Below are 15344 nucleotides of genomic sequence, written 5' to 3'. Positions count from 1 at the left end.
TTGCGCACGTGGTGGTTTCCAAATGCGCGGACGCCATGCCCTTGCACCGGCTCGCCCAGCGGGTGGAACGCGGCGGCGTGCCCATGAGTCGCAGCACCCTGACGGACCTCTTCCACCAGTCCGCCTCTGTCCTGCTGCCGCTGTCCTCCCACCTGCTTCAAGCCATCGCGGCCTCCGAGGTGGTATGGGCCGACGAGACGCCTCTGCGGGTGCTGGACGTGAAGAAGACGCAGCGGGGCTACCTCTGGACGTTCCTCACCCAGAATGAGGCGGGAGAGTGGCTCATCGGCTACCGCTTCAGCCTGGGGCGGGCCAGCACGACGCCGAAGGAAGTCCTGGGCGGCACCCAGGGCGCCCTCGTGGTGGATGCCTATACGGGCTACAACGCGGTGACGCTGCCGGAGGGGAGAAGCCGCGTCGGGTGTTGGGCCCACGTGCGCCGCCGCTTCTTCGACGCGCTGGCCACCGCGCCCGAATCCCGCGAGGCGCTCGACTTCATCCGCGAACTCTACCGCGTGGAGGCACAGGCTCGGGACGCGGGCCTCGTGCGCACCGCCGCCCATCGCGAGCTGCGCCAGCAGCAAAGCCTCCCCGTCCTCATGGCACTGCGCGCGTGGCTCGAAACGCAGGCCCCGCGCCACCTGCCCAAGGGCCCCATGGGCCAGGCCCTCTCCTACGCGCTGAAGCAGTGGGAGGCCCTGACGCGCTTCTCTTCCGACGAGCGTCTGCCCTTGGACAACAACCGCTCCGAGGCGGCGCTGCGCAAGGCCGCCCTGGGCCGGAAGAATTTCCTCTTCGTCGGCCACGAGGCCGCAGGGGAAAACCTCGCGGGCCTCTACGCCCTGGTGGCCACCTGTGAGGCCAATGGCGTCAACCCCGAGGCCTACCTCGCCGACGTGCTGCTGCGCGTGCAGACGCACCCCCACTCGCGCATCGGTGAGCTGCTACCCCACGAGTGGATGCGGCGACGCGCCGCCGACCCGCCGGATTCACCCCTCCAGTCCACTCCCTGAACAGCTCGCTCCTCGCGGCGCTCGCCGAGCACGGCCGGGGCCTGTCTTCAAGCCCCCCGACACGTCATTGGCCGGACGGTTACGCAAGTCCATTGACGGCCTCATGGCGCTGGTGCGCACGGCGTGGGGGGAAGACGTCTACTCGGGGCACCTCTTCGCCTTCGTCTCCCGCCGAGGCGACCGCATCAAGGTGCTGACGTGGAGCCGGGGCGGCTTCGTGCTGCTGTACAAACGGCTGGAGACGGGGCGCTTTCGCCTGCCGCCGGTGGACGAGGGCGCGCAGGCGGTGACGCTGGACGCCACGCAGTTGGCCATGCTGCTGGACGGCATTGACGTGGCCCAGGTGAGGCGCCAGCCCGCCTGGACGCCTCCCGGGCGCACGGGCACCTGACGCGCCATGCCCGGGACGCGGCGCGGCAGCGGCGTGTTGAGACGAAGTGCCGCGAGAGCTTCCGCAGGACCACTTCTGCCCCTGGCGTGAGGAGGCGGAGGAACTCAAGGAGCGCCTGACGTCGCTGGAGGCGAAGATGGCGACGCTGGAGCGCCACGTCTTCGGCCGCAGGACGGAGAAGCTGCCGACGGTGGCCGCCGAGCTGCGAGGGGATGGGGACTCGACGGCGGCCCGGGCCGAGGCCGCGAAGAAGAAGCGCCAGCAGCGGGCCGCCCGGAAGGCCGAGGAGGCCCCGGCGCGGGAGATTCGCCACGAGGTGCCCGCCGAGGAGCGCCACTGCCCCGCGTGCGGCAGCGAGGACTTGAAGCCGCTGGGAGAAGGCCGCACCTCGGTGGTGTACGAGTACGTGCCCGCGAGACTCGAGAAGCAGGTGCACGTGCAGGAAGTCCTGGCGTGCGCGTGCGGCCGGGGCGTCGTCACCGCCCCGCCTCCAGCCCGGGTGGTGGACAGGGGCGAGTACGGCCCCGGCTTCCTGGCCCACGTGGTGACGTCGAAGTGCGCGGACGCCATGCCCCTGCACCGGCTGGCCCAGCGGGTGGAGAGAAGCGGCGTGCCCATGAGTCGCAGCACCCTGACGAACCTCTTCCACCAGGCCGCCTCGGTGCTGCTGCCGCTCTCCCAGCACCTCTTGCAAGGCATTGCCGCCGCGGACGTGGTGTGGGCCGACGAGACGCCGCTGCGCGTGCTGGACGTGAAGAAGACGAAGCTTGGCTACCTCTGGACGTTCCTCACCCAGACGCCCGCGGGCGAGTGGCTGGTGGGCTACCGCTTCAGCATGGGGCGGGCCAGCACGACGCCGAAGGAAGTCCTGGGAGGCACTCGGGGCGCCCTCGTGGTGGATGCGTACACGGGCTACAACGCGGTGACGCTGCCGGAGGGGCGAAGCCGCGTCGGGTGCTGGGCCCACGTGCGCCGCCGCTTCTTCGAGGCGCTGGCCACCGCGCCCGAGGCCCGCGAGGCCCTGGACTTCATCCTGGCCCTCTACCGGGTGGAGGCACTGGCGCGTGACGCGGGCCTCGGGCGCACCGCCGCCCACCGCGAGCTGCGCCAGCAGCAAAGCCTCCCCGTCCTCCTGGCGCTGCGCGCGTGGCTCGAATCGCAGGCCCCGCGCCACCTGCCCAAGGGGCCCATGGGCCAGGCCCTCTCCTATACTTTGAAGCAGTGGGACGCCCTGACGCGCTTCGTGGCCGACGAGCGCCTGCCCTTGGACAACAACCGCTCCGAGGCGGCGCTGCGCAAAGCCGCCCTGGGCCGCAAGAACTTCCTCTTCGTCGGCCACGAGGCCGCAGGGGAAAACCTCGCGGGCCTCTACGCCCTGGTGGCCACCTGTGAGGCCAATGGCGTCAACCCCGAGGCCTACCTCGCCGACGTCCTGCTGCGCGTGCAGACGCACCCCAACTCGCGCATCGGTGAGCTGCTACCCTGCGAGTGGATGCGGCGACGCGCCGCCGACCCGCCCGATTCGCCCCTCCAGCCCAGTCCCTGAACAGCTCGCTCCTCGCGGCGCTCGCCGAACACGGTCCTCCTCCGTCATCAAGCCTCCCGGCACGTCATTGGCCGGACGGTTACGACGCAGCGGGAGTTCGAGTTGGCGTAGTCACGGTCGCGAATCGGACAGGGCCGTTTCAGGTATATTCCGGCTCTGTCGCCAGTCTGAAGCGTGTTCCCACGGAGAGGCGTTGACCTTGAAACCCAGAGCCCTCGCCACGCTTCTATTGCTCCTGGCAGCATGCGCGACGCCAGCGGCGCATGAAAGCCGGGCCCCAAGGCGCGCCAACCTCCAGCGAGCCGCGAGCCTGCCGTGGACGGACGAAGGACGGTGCGTTGTCCGAGAGTCCGCCGAGCCGTGGCCTGTCCTTGCGGAGCGGTGCTTTCAAGCCCTCGACCATGATCGGGTCCGGTTCATCGATCGTTCGGGAAGATGTACGGTCGCTTCTGCTGAAGCAGCCACGCTGGGAATCGGACTCTGCGTCCTGGCCGCTCCGGAGGTCGTCGCTGGCGCGGTCATTGTCGTCGGCGTGGTGGTGGTGGCGGTCGCCATCAAGGAAGCGCTGGATGAGGCGGACTGGCCGGATGCGGCCGAATACCCCATCCCCATTCAGAGGAATGAATCCGCCGAGCGAGAAGCCTCAAGGAACCGAAAACCCAGCCCCCAGCCTTCGGGACAGGATTTGTTTCCGCCATCGCCGAGGGACCCATTCGAGCGGGATCGCCGGCCAGAGTGCAGACCGACCCTGGGACCACCCCGAGGCGGAAACGAGCCACACAATGAATGTGCCGACAAGATTCCCGGCAACAGCTTTCCCGGCTTCAATGTGTTCATCAATGGCAAGCACTACGATGCCTTGGTGTTGGCCCGTCGAACGCTGTGGGAGGTCAAGACGGACAACTTCGAGAAGCACTCGCCGCGCTCCCGAAATTTCTTCGTCTCCGTGAAGCTGCCCGAGCTGCAACGAGAGGCCAAGCTCGCCAGAGAGTGCGGATACGACTTCGTCATTGGAGTGCGCAGCGAAGCCCATCGGACTGCATTGAAGCTCGCGGACCCATCCCTCCACGTCGTCATCATGGATTGGTGCTGAATGCCCCCCAACCCAATCGAAATTGCCATGATTGTCTACGCACCTGCATCCCAGGGCAGCGACGGTCGCGCACTCGCCATCGTCCACGGTCTGGAGCGAGCACTTCCCGGGCTGCACCTGAAATGGACCTCTTCCGAGAAGGAAGATCTCATCCCGTTGTCCAACCGCGATGAGTGGGTTGTCGCCAACGGCCTGAACGGCAGACTCCCATTCCTGTGCAATGACGATGACAACAACCTTGTCACCATCTCGGGCTGGGAGAACCCAAACGGGCTTGCATCGGATGGCACACCACACTTCGAGCTCCACGCTGATTTCCGGATGGAGGCCTTCAGCCCCATCGACGCTGCGAATGCGCTGGAAGCCATCTCAGACGGTGCTCGGGCACTCTGGGGGCATGCCACGCCGTTCAAGGCAGCAGTCGAAATCGCGGAGCAGACGGCCCCGACATTGGAAGGGCCTCCCTCCCCTCCCAAAGGACTGCCAGCCCTCAAGTCCGCGCGGGACATCTCGTCGCCTGAACTTCCGCACCGCCTTGGATGGCTGAACTACTGGTCGGCGGCTTCCGCGCGAGCGCTCGGATTCCCGGCCCCTTCGCGCGACGCGGAGTGGCTCTCGCGGGCACGGCGCACTCCGGCGGATGGATGGATCCTGCGACTCACTGACGCGCCCCTCGATCTCGACCAACCAGACCACCTGGCGGCGCTCCTGCGAGCCTACGACCGCTTCCCGGAGATCGGCAGACGCTGATCACACCCCGGCTCCGCCGCACGACCCTTCACATCCCCCGGGCGCGTCCGTCGGCCTCGCGGTCCAGGCTGGATGCCCCGTGAAACCTCACGGCGTCGGCTCTCAGGAAAAACAAGCACAGCAGGTATTTATTGTAACAAATGCATCCCATCTTCCGTCGAATGTTTCTCACGACTTGAGCATTTATTAAAATACCCCTTTATCAACGGGAACCTCCAGACTCCCTCCGCGCCTGTTCCACATGTATTAAATATTTTGTCTCAGTGAAACAACACGCCGAGTTATGTTGCACGGTCTCCAGGATAAAACACCGTGCCCGACTTGCGACACGCGTTCGAGTGCAGCACCACGATCACTCATGAAGATCCGCTGGTCCGGGATCACCGGGTCCACGGAGTCCGCATCCTGCCGGGAGTCGTCTTCCTGGACCTGGTGCTCCGAGCCCTGAAGGCCCGCGGCTTCGACCTCCCGACGGTCGAGCTTCGAAACGTCCTGTTCAGCGAGCCCATCGCCACCACGGAGCAGTTCGACCGGCGCGTGCGCCTGCGCTTCGAGCCCCAGGACGCGGACGCCCGGCACTGGCGGGTGGTCGCGGAGAGCAGCCCCCTCCCCGCTGGCGGCGGGAGCGCGGCGGGCGCCGTCGAGAACTTCCGCTGCGAGGTCCACGTCACCCAAGAGCCCTTCGAGGGCCGGCTCGACGTGGAGGCCTTGATGAAGCAGGCCACGCGCACCTCGGACGTGGACGACGCCTACGTGTACGCGCGCGGCGCGGCCATCGAGCACCTGGAGTTCATGAAGGGCCAGGGACGGCTCTACTTCCACGGCGGCGGCGTGCTGGCGGCGCTCCATTTGAGCCCGCTCGCCCGTGAGCACCTGGACGACTTCTTCATCCACCCCGTCCTCCTGGACAGCTCCACGCTCCTGCCGTTCCTCTTCATGCAACAGCGGCCCGAGTTGGCCCTCCAGCCCTTCATCCCCATCCACATCGAGTCGTTCCGCGCCGTGCGCGCCCTGGGCGAACGCGTGTTCGTCCACGTGCGCGAGGCCAGCACCGGGCTGGTGGCCGACGACCTCTTCCACAGCGTCATCGACTTCTACTCACCGGACGGGCACCGGCTCGCGTCCCTTCGCAAGCTGTCCACCAAGCGCATCCGCTCCGAAGCCCTCATCTCCCGCCTGCAACGCCCCGAAGGCGATGCACGCCCCCCTGAGCCTCAAGCCGCACCGGCGGCCCCCACGACAGGGGCGAGGCCCTCTTCCGTCCTGGACTACCTGCGTGGCCTGCTCGCCTCCGAGCTGTCGGTAGCGCCTGGGACGCTCGACGACGCGGAGAACTTCTACGCCCAGGGGCTGGACTCCACCCACCTGCTGCGGGTCGTGCGGCGGCTGGAGCAGGACCTCGACTGCAAGCTCTACCCGACGCTGCTCTTCGAGCACAGCACCCTGCGCGAGCTGGCGGTCTACCTCGAACGGAACCATGCGACGGGCGTGGCGGGGCTCGCCCTCCGGCAGGCCCCTCCCCCCAGCGCTGGTGCGTCCGCGCCCGCGCGACAGGACTCCCCCGCGCCCGCGGCGCCTTCGCCACTCCCGCGCCTGGACGAGCCCATCGCCATCATCGGGATCGCGGGGCGCTATCCGCGGTCGGGGGACCTGGACGCGTTCTGGGAGAACCTCCAGGCCGGGCAGGACTGCATCACCGAGGTCCCCCAGGAGCGCTGGGATCACGACCGCTGGTTCGATCCCACCGGCAGCCGCCCGGGCACCACCCAGGGCAAGTGGGGCGGCTTCCTCCAGGGCATTGATCAGTTCGACGCGCGCCTGTTCAACCTGTCGCCGCGCGAGGCCGAGCTCATGGACCCCCAGGAGCGGCTGTTCCTGGAGACGGCCTGGCAGGCGCTGGAAGACTCGGGCCAGCCGGGCCGGGCCCTCCGGGGCCGGCGCGTGGGCGTGTTCGTCGGCGTGATGTGGGGGCAGTACGCGCTGCTGGGCGTGGAGGAGACCCTCCAGGGGCACCCCGTCACGCCCTCCTCGTTCGCCGCGTCCATCGCGAACCGCATCTCCTACTTCTTCGACTTCCGCGGCCCCAGCCTGGCCCTGGACACGATGTGCTCGTCGTCGCTGACCGCGCTGCACCTGGCCCGCGAGAGCCTGCTGCGCGGCGAGTGCGAGCAGGCGCTGGTCGGCGGCGTCAACCTCATGCTGCACCCGAGCAAGTACGTGTTCCTGAGCGAGCACCGCATGCTCTCCAGTGACGGCCGGTGCCGCGCGTTCGGAGAGGGAGGCAGCGGCTACGTCCCGGGCGAAGGCGTGGGCGCGGTCCTGCTCAAGCCCCTGTCGCGCGCGGAGGCGGACGGGGACTTCATCCACGGCGTCATCCGCACGACCGCGGTCAACCACGGCGGACGCGCCAACGGCTACACCGTCCCGGATCCCGACGTCCACGCCACGCTCATCTCCGAGGCGCTGGAGCGCTCGGGCGTCGAGCCCGACACGATCGGCTACATCGAAGCGCACGGCACGGGCACGAGCCTGGGAGACCCCATCGAGATCTCCGGCCTGGGCAAGGCCTTCCGGGGCAGGACCGCGCCGGGGTGGAGCTGCGCCATCGGGTCCGTGAAGTCGAACGTCGGTCACCTGGAGGCCGCCGCGGGCGTCGCCGGCATCACCAAGGTGCTGCTCCAGTTGCGCCATCGAAAGCTCGTCCCGTCCCTGCACTCGCGGCGGCTCAACCCCTTCATCGACTTCGCGGCCACGCCCTTCCGCGTCCAGCAGGAGCTGAGCGACTGGCCGGAGCCCACGACCCGCGCGGGACAGCCCGCCCCCAGGCGCGCGGGCCTGAGCTCCTTTGGCGCGGGCGGCGCCAATGCCCACGTCATCCTTGAGGAGTACGTGTCGCCCCGGGCCGCGCTCCCAGCGACTGAACGGCCCTGCATGGTCGTCCTGTCCGCGCTCAGGGAGGACCGGCTCCGCCCCTACGCCGAGCGGCTCCTGCGCTTCATCGAACGACAGGCCGCCTCCGGAGGCACGGCGCCCCGGGCCAGCCTGAGCCAGATCGCCTACTCGTCGCAGATCCGCGGCGAGCCCATGGCGGCGCGGCTGGCGTTCGTCGCTTCGAACCTGGAGGCGCTGCGCGGACAACTGCGGCGCTACCTGGAGGGAGCGTCCCTTCCGGAGGACTGCTTCCAGGGAACGGGCCGCGCCGGACAGGCCACCCACGCCCTGTCCGCGCGCGGGACGGAGGCCCCGGCGCTGCGCGAGCTCGCGGCGCGCTGGGTGGAGGGGCAGGACGTGGACTGGTCCACGCTGTACCCCGAGGGTCCTCCCCGCCGCCACCCGCTGCCCACCTATCCCTTCGCCTGGCGCTCGTACTGGCTGCCCCGGACGGAGGCGGCGTCTGGGAGCCCCTCCGGTGGAGCCCCTTCGCGGCTGCACCCGGTGCTGGGACGCAACACCTCCACGTTCGCTTGCGTGCGCTTCGCCACGACGTTCTCCGCGACGGAGCCCCTGCTCGCCGACCACCGCGTCCGCGGCCAGCCGGTGCTCCCGGGAGTGGTGTGCCTGGAGATGGCCCTCGCCGCGGCGAGGCTGGCGGGAGCGGCGACCGTCCACGCCCTTCGCGACATCACCTGGGCGAGCCCCGGGGTGCCGTCGCAAGACAGCGCGACCCTCGACGTGTCCCTCGAGCTCCAGGCCGCGGGCGAGCACCTGGGCTTCCGCCTCGTCGGAGCGGACGGGCTGCTCCATGCCCAGGGCCGGTTGTCGCGGGGAGAGGAACCGCGCAATGCGGAGCCACCCCAGGCCCCCGGTGACCTCCAGGAGCGGTGTCCGCGCCTGCTGTCCGCGGAGGACGCCTACCGCCTCCTCGCCGCGCGGGGGCTGGAGTACGGCGAATCCCTGCGCCCCATCCGCACGCTCCACGTGGGACGGGACGAGGCGCTCGCCGCGCTGCGCCTGCCCGGGTCTCACCCCGCGCCTGCGGACGTCACCCTCCCCCCCGGCCTGCTGGACGGCGCCCTGCAAGCCGTCATCGGGCTCCTGGCGCGGGAGCCCGAAGGCGGCGCCGCGTCCTCGGAGCGGACCTGGCTTCCGTTCTCCCTGGCCGCCGTGCACCTGCACCGTCCCCTGCCGCCCGAGTGCTTCGTCCACGTCGCCCGCAAAGCGCGGCGCAAGGACGTGGAGACCTTCGACCTCCGTCTGCTCGACGCGGCGGGGGCGCTGCTCGTGCGGCTGGAGGACTTCGCGATCCGGGAGGTTCGCGGACCGGCGAGTGAGACCACCCGCGTCCTGGGCGAAGCCTGGGTCCCCGAACCGCTGGAGCGCACGTCCTCCGAGCCGGCCGGGGCCCTGCTGCTCTTCGACCGGGACACCCTCCTGCGCGATGCGCTTCGCGGCGGGACCCAACGGCCCGTGCTCCTCGTCCGGCCGGGGACGGGCTTCCGCTCGCTCGGCGACGGTGTCTACGAGATCGCGCCCGCCAGCACCGGCGATGCCACGCGGCTGCTTCAGGCCCTGCGGCAGGAGGACCGCGTCCCCTCGGCCGCGATCCATGCGTGGACGGGGCAGCACGTTTCTGGCGCGGAGCAGCCGTCCCTGGAGCAGGTGCTGGAGCTGGGGCTCCACTCGCTGATCAGCTTCACCCAGGCGTGGCTCCAGACCCGGCCGGTGCCTCCGCTCCAACTGCTGTGCATGGAGGCCGGCGACGAGACCTCGTCACCGCATGCCGCGCTGTCGGGGTTCTGCAAGACGATCAACCGCGAACACAGCGCCCTGCGCTACCGCGCGGTGCGGCTCGGGGATGGAGTCGCGCGCCCGGCCGCGGCGCCGTTGCTCCAGGAGCTCTCCCGGTCCGACGCTCCGGATGATCTGGTCCGCCTGGATGCGGCGGGCCGCGCTCGCCTCCGCCTGCGGCGGCTCTCGCTGCCCGAGCCGGACGCCACACCCCTGCTGAGGCACCGCGGCGTCTACCTCATCACCGGCGGCCGTGGCGGCCTGGGACTGCTCTTCGCGCGGTTCCTGGCCCAGCGCTTCCAGGCGCGGCTCGTGCTGGCCGGACGCGCGCCGGAGGACGCGGCCATACGCGAGCAGCTCCAGGCGCTCGCGGCCCATGGCGCGGAGGCCGTGTACCTGCGGGCGGACGTGGCCCGCGGGGAGGACGTGGAGGCGCTCGTGAACGAAACCGTGCGCCGCTTCGGCACGCTCCACGGCGTCATCCACTCCGCCGGCGTGTTGCGCGATGGCATGGTCGCGCAGAAGCGCCCGGAGGACGTGATGGAGGTCCTCCGCCCCAAGGTCGACGGCGCCCTCCACCTCGATCACGCCACGCGGCGGTTGCCGCTCGACTTCTTCGTCCTGTTCTCCTCGCTGGCGGGTGTCATCGGCAACGTGGGGCAGTGCGACTACGCGTTCGCCAACCGCTGGCTCGACCAGCTCGCGTGCAGGCGCGCGGCCCAGGTCACCCAGGGCCAGCGCCACGGCCGCTCGCTCTCCATCGCCTGGCCGCTGTGGCGCGAGGGCGGGATGCGCGTGGACGCTCACGTCGAGCAGCACCTGCTGCGGACGCTCGGCATGAAGCCGTTGAGCACGCAGGCCGGGCTGGACTTCTTCGTGCGGGCGCTGAATGCCACCGAGCCCGTGATGGCCGTCGTGGAAGGCGACCTCGCGGCGATCGACAAGGCCTTCGCTGTAATCCAGGCCCACGAGGCCGCTCCCACTCCGCCGCCCTCCAGCTCCGTGTCCGTGCCCGCTGACATGGACGCGGTCCTCTCGACGATCGCGGAGGTGCTCCGCGTGGACCGGGCGGACGTGGATCCGGATGCGAGCCTCGAGGATCACGGCTTCGATCCCACCACGCTCGCGGTGTTGAGCACCCGGCTGGGTGAGCGCATGGGCCGCACGCTGAGCGCACGCCGGCTGGCGGAACAGGCCTCCGTGCGCGCCCTCTGTCAGACGCTCGCCCCGGTGGCGACGCCCTGCCCTCCCGCGCCGCAGCCCGCGCCCTCCGCCCCGCCACCCACGACGGGGCCCGAACTCCGCGCCGTTGCCCAGGACGGACACCTGCGCGAACAGGTGCAGGCCCAGGTCGTGGAGACCGCGGCGTCCATCCTCAAGATGGACGTGGCGGACGTGGATCCGGACACGGACCTGCGCGACTTCGGCTTCGACTCCATCTCCATGACCCGGCTCGCCAACCGGCTGCGTGAGCAGCTGGGCGTGGACCTCACCGCCGCGATGCTCTTCGAGCACGACCGGCTGGGCGCGCTCGTGGGACATCTGCTCGCCACGCAGCGCGAGGCCCTGGGCGCACGGTTTCCGGATGAGCAGCCGCCAGCGGCATCCCTGGCCCCGGCGGAAGTGCCCTCCGCTCCGGCGCAGCCCACGCCGTCGCCCTCGGCGCGCATCGCCTCCTCGGGCGGCGTGCACGACTCGCCGGAGCCCATCGCCATCATCGGCATGGGTGGCCACTTCGCCCAATCCCCTGACCTGGACACCTTCTGGCGGAACCTTGAGCAGGGCCGGGATCTGATTGAGGAGATTCCTCCCACGCGGTGGGACTGGCGCGCGGTCGAAGGCAATCCACTGACGGAGCCGAACCGCACCCACGTCAAGTGGGGCAGCTTCATCGACGGGGTGGAGCACTTCGACGCGGCCTTCTTCCGCATTACGCCCCGCGAGGCGGCGCTGATGGACCCCCAGCACCGCCTGTTCCTCCAGATGGCGTGGAACACCCTGGAGGACGCCGGCTACCGGCCCTCCTCCCTCGCGGGCAGCCAGACCGGGGTGTTCGTGGGGATCGGCACGACCGACTACCACGACCTGCTGAAGGCCTCCGGCGTCGCCGCGGACGCGCACTCCGCCACGGGCAAGGCCCACTCGGTGCTGCCCAACCGGCTCTCCTTCCTGCTCGATCTGCACGGCCCCAGCCTTCCGGTGGAGACCGCCTGCTCCAGCTCGCTGGTCGCCATCCACCACGCGGTCCAGGCGCTGCGCTCGGGCCAGTGCACGCTGGCGCTCGTGGGCGGCGTCAACCTGCTGCTCAGCCCGCACCTGTACTTCGCGTTCAGCCGCGCGGGCATGCTGAGCGAGGACGGACGATGCAAGACGTTCGACGCCTCGGCCAACGGGTACGTCCGGGGTGAGGGCCTGGGCGCCCTCCTGCTCAAGCCGCTGTCGCGCGCCGAGGCCGACGGGGACACCATTCACGCGGTCATCCGTGGCACGGCCATCAACCACGGCGGCCGGGCCCAGGCGCTGACGGCCCCCAACCCCAAGTCCCAGGCCGAGCTGCTGGTGGCCGCCTACGAGGACGCCCGGGTGGACCCGGCGACCGTGGGCTACATTGAAGCGCACGGGACGGGCACCTCGCTGGGGGACCCCATCGAGGTCGCCGGCCTGCGCATGGCCTTCGAGCGGCTCTCCGCGCGCTGGCAGCGGCCCCCTCCGTCCCAGCCCCACTGCGCGCTCGGCTCGGTGAAGACCAACATCGGACACCTGGAGACGGCCGCGGGCATCGCGGGGGTCCTCAAGGCGGTGCTCGCGCTGCGCCACCGCACCCTGCCCGCCAGCCTTCACTTCCAGACGCCCAATCCACAGCTGAGGCTGGAAGGCGGCCCGTTCTACGTCAACGCGCGCACCCGCCCGTGGCCCGCCCCGGTGGACGGGGGAGGCGTCGAAGGGCCCCGGCGCGCGGGCGTGAGCTCCTTCGGCTTCGGAGGCACCAACGCCCACGTCGTCCTGGAGGAGTATCGCCAGGCGCCCCGTCCAGCAGGGGCCTCCCTCCGGCCCCAACTGGTGGTGCTCTCCGCTCGCGACCCCGCCCTGCTGCGGACCAGCGCCGAGCGGCTGCGCGAGGCCCTGCGCGCCCCGGAGCCGCCGCGCCTGGAGGATCTGGCCTACACGCTCACCGTGGGACGCGAGGTCTTCGACGAGCGCATGGCCACCGTGGTGCGCGATCTGGCTGAGCTCGCCGCGCGGCTCGACGGCTGGCTCCAACATGGATCCGCCGAGCACGTGCATGCCGGCAACGCGGGAGGGGCGCGCGCGAACGAAGCGCTCCTGGGCGGTGCGGCGGGCGCGGCCTTCCTGGACGCGTTGATCTCCGGAGGTGAGCTGGACCGGCTCGCCCGCCTCTGGGTGAGCGGGACCACGTCGGATCTTTCGCGGCTCTACCCGCTCCCGCTGCGGCGCGTGTCCCTGCCGGGCACGACCTTCGCGCGGACGCGGCACTGGCTGCTCACGGGTCCGGCGGATCGGCTGTTCGTGACGAACACGGCGCCAGTGCCCACCGCGACCGTCGAAGCCGCGACGCCGCGACCGCCGCCCCAAGAGGAGGCACCGGTGGAGGCCGCCGAGCCCTGGCGCGACGCGCTCCACTTCCTGACCCAGGCACTCGCGACCACGGCGCGGCTCGATCCCGCCAGCGTGAGCTCCACGGCCGACTTCGAGAGCTACGGGATGAACTCCATCCTCATCGCCGAGCTCCACCAGAAGCTGGAGGCGGCCTTCGGCAAGCTCCCGATCACCCTGTTCTTCAAGTACAAGAACCTCGCGGATCTGGCGGCCTACCTGGGCCAGGAGCACAGCGCGCAGGTCCAGCGGCTCACGCGTCAGGCCTCGCTCCCAGCCGCGCTGGCACCGCCGCGGCCCGCCATGCCCGCGCAGGGGGACGGCGCCGGCGCCGGGGACATCGCCATCATCGGGATGAGCGGGCGTTATCCCCAGGCGGAGGACCTGGAGCAGTACTGGCACAACCTGGAGACGGGCCGGGACTGCATCGAGGAGATCCCAACGGAGCGTTGGGACTACCGCCCCCTGTTCGATGCCACGCGCCGCGAGCCGGGGTCCCTCTACGCGAAGTGGGGCGGCTTCCTGAAGCAGGTGGATCGCTTCGACGCGGCCTTCTTCCAGATCTCCCCGCTGATCGCGCGGTACATGGACCCGCAGGAGCGCCTGTTCCTGGAGACCGCCTGGTCCTGCATGGAGGACGCGGGCTACACCCGCGCGGGGCTGGCGAAGGCGGACGCGGGAGATCAACGCGCCCCGGTGGGCGTGTTCGTCGGCGTCACCTACAACGAATACGCCCTCTTCGGCGCGCAGGAGTGGTCGCGGGGCAACCGCATCCCGTTCAGCACCCAGTCCTTCTCCATCGCCAACCGGGTCTCCTACGCGCTCAACCTGAGCGGCCCGAGCCTCACCGTCGACACCGCCTGCTCGTCGTCGCTCAACGCCATCCACCTCGCCTGCGAGAGCCTGCGCTCCGGAGCGTGTGAGGTGGCCATCGCGGGCGGCGTGAACCTGTCGCTGCACCCGAGCAAGTACGTGATGCTCTGTGCCAACCGCTTCGCGTCGAGCGACGGCCGCTGCCGCAGCTTCGCCGCGGGGGGCGATGGGTACGTCCCCGGCGAGGGCGTGGGGGCCGTGCTGCTCAAGCCGCTGGCCATGGCCCTGCGCGATGGAGACACCATCCACGCGGTCATCAAGGGCAGCGCGCACAACCACGACGGGAAGACCCACGGCTACACGGTGCCCAACCCCGTGGCGCAGACCGAGGTCATCGCCACGGCCCTGCGACGCGCCGGGGTGGATGCCCGGACGATCAGCTACGTGGAGGCGCACGGGACGGGCACCAGCCTGGGCGACCCCATCGAGGTCACCGGACTGACGGACGCGTTCCGCAGCCACACCCCGGACCGGGGCTTCTGCGCCATCGGCTCGGTCAAGGCCAGCATCGGGCACCTGGAGTCGGCCGCGGGCATCGCGCAGTTCCACAAGGTTCTCCTCCAGATGAAGCACCGGCGGCTGGCGCCCACCCTCATCCATGGTGGGCAGCTCAACCCGCACATCGACTTCGCGAGCACGCCCTTCCACGTCCAGCGCGAAGCCGCGCCGTGGCAGGCGCGGCCCGGGGAGCCCCTGCGCGCCGGCATCAGCAGCTTCGGCGCGGGCGGCGTCAACGTGCACCTCGTCGTCGAGTCCTGGGAGGCGCCCGCCTCCCGGGGCCATCCGCGCCCCGCGCGGCCCCACGTCCTGGTGCTGTCCGCTCGCACCGCCGAGCGGCTGCGCGTCCAGGCGCGCCGGCTGCTCGACCTCCTCGATGCCCGGCGGGACTGGGGCACGAGCGAGTTCGAGGCGCTGGCGTTCACGCTGCAAGAGGGACGGGAGGCGATGTCCGCCCGGCTCGCCTTCGTGGCCGCGGATCTGGCCACGGCCCACGAACGGCTGCGCGCCTACGTGACGCACGCCGAGGACCCGGTGGCGCTCCAGGCCCAGGGCCTCTTCACGGCCAGCCTCTCGCCATCGCACGTGGCGGGCGCCGCGCCCTCCGAAGCCGAGCTGCTGGCGCTCGTCACCCGGGGCGAGCACGCCACCGTCGCGCGAGCCTGGGTCGAGGGCACACCCTGGCCCTGGCCGGCCCTGCACCGGGACTCCCCGCCGCGCAGGCTGCGCCTCCCCACCTATCCGTTCGCCGGGGAGCGCCATTGGATCGAGACCTCGGGACCGGCGCCCACGACGCCGCCCGCGGGTCCTCCTCCCTCCCCCTCCACGCCCGAGCCC

The 15344-nt window shown here is 70.7% G+C and carries 6 protein-coding genes; all 6 read left to right on the top strand.

From position 1 onward, the window contains the following. On the top strand, positions 1–1013 hold a 1013-nt coding region (locus D7V80_RS35055; RefSeq protein ID WP_147447317.1), incomplete at its 5' end, for an IS66 family transposase. Continuing rightward, positions 937–1404 carry an IS66 family insertion sequence element accessory protein TnpB gene (gene tnpB, locus D7V80_RS43745; RefSeq protein WP_304988472.1) on the top strand — a complete coding sequence of 156 codons (468 nt, stop codon included), beginning with the start codon at positions 937–939 and terminating at the stop codon, positions 1402–1404. The genes D7V80_RS35055 and tnpB, both read left to right, overlap by 77 nt. A gap of 46 nt (positions 1405–1450) precedes the next feature. Continuing rightward, complete coding sequence (locus D7V80_RS35045) at positions 1451–2950, top strand: IS66 family transposase (RefSeq protein ID WP_120592236.1); 1500 nt, start codon at positions 1451–1453, stop codon at positions 2948–2950. 541 nt (positions 2951–3491) lie between these two features. Next, a complete protein-coding gene (locus D7V80_RS43170) occupies positions 3492–4043 on the top strand; it encodes a DUF6310 domain-containing protein (protein ID WP_233585947.1) in 552 nt (183 codons plus the stop codon). Between the two features lie 27 nt (positions 4044–4070). Further along, the gene (locus tag D7V80_RS35035; RefSeq protein WP_233585945.1) at positions 4071–4793 is read left to right on the top strand and encodes a DUF5953 family protein; all 723 of its coding nucleotides are present in this window, start codon (positions 4071–4073) and stop codon (positions 4791–4793) included. Positions 4794–5105: 312 nt separating this feature from the next. Further along, positions 5106–15344 (top strand): SDR family NAD(P)-dependent oxidoreductase (locus D7V80_RS35030; RefSeq protein WP_120592233.1); only part of this gene is annotated, 10239 nt, incomplete at its 3' end.

Origin of the sequence: Corallococcus sp. CA054B (assembly GCF_003611625.1) — a bacterium.
Lineage (GTDB): Bacteria > Myxococcota > Myxococcia > Myxococcales > Myxococcaceae > Corallococcus > Corallococcus coralloides.
The sequence above is the reverse complement of the archived record's forward strand: the minus strand, read 5'-3'. Positions and strand labels throughout refer to the sequence as shown.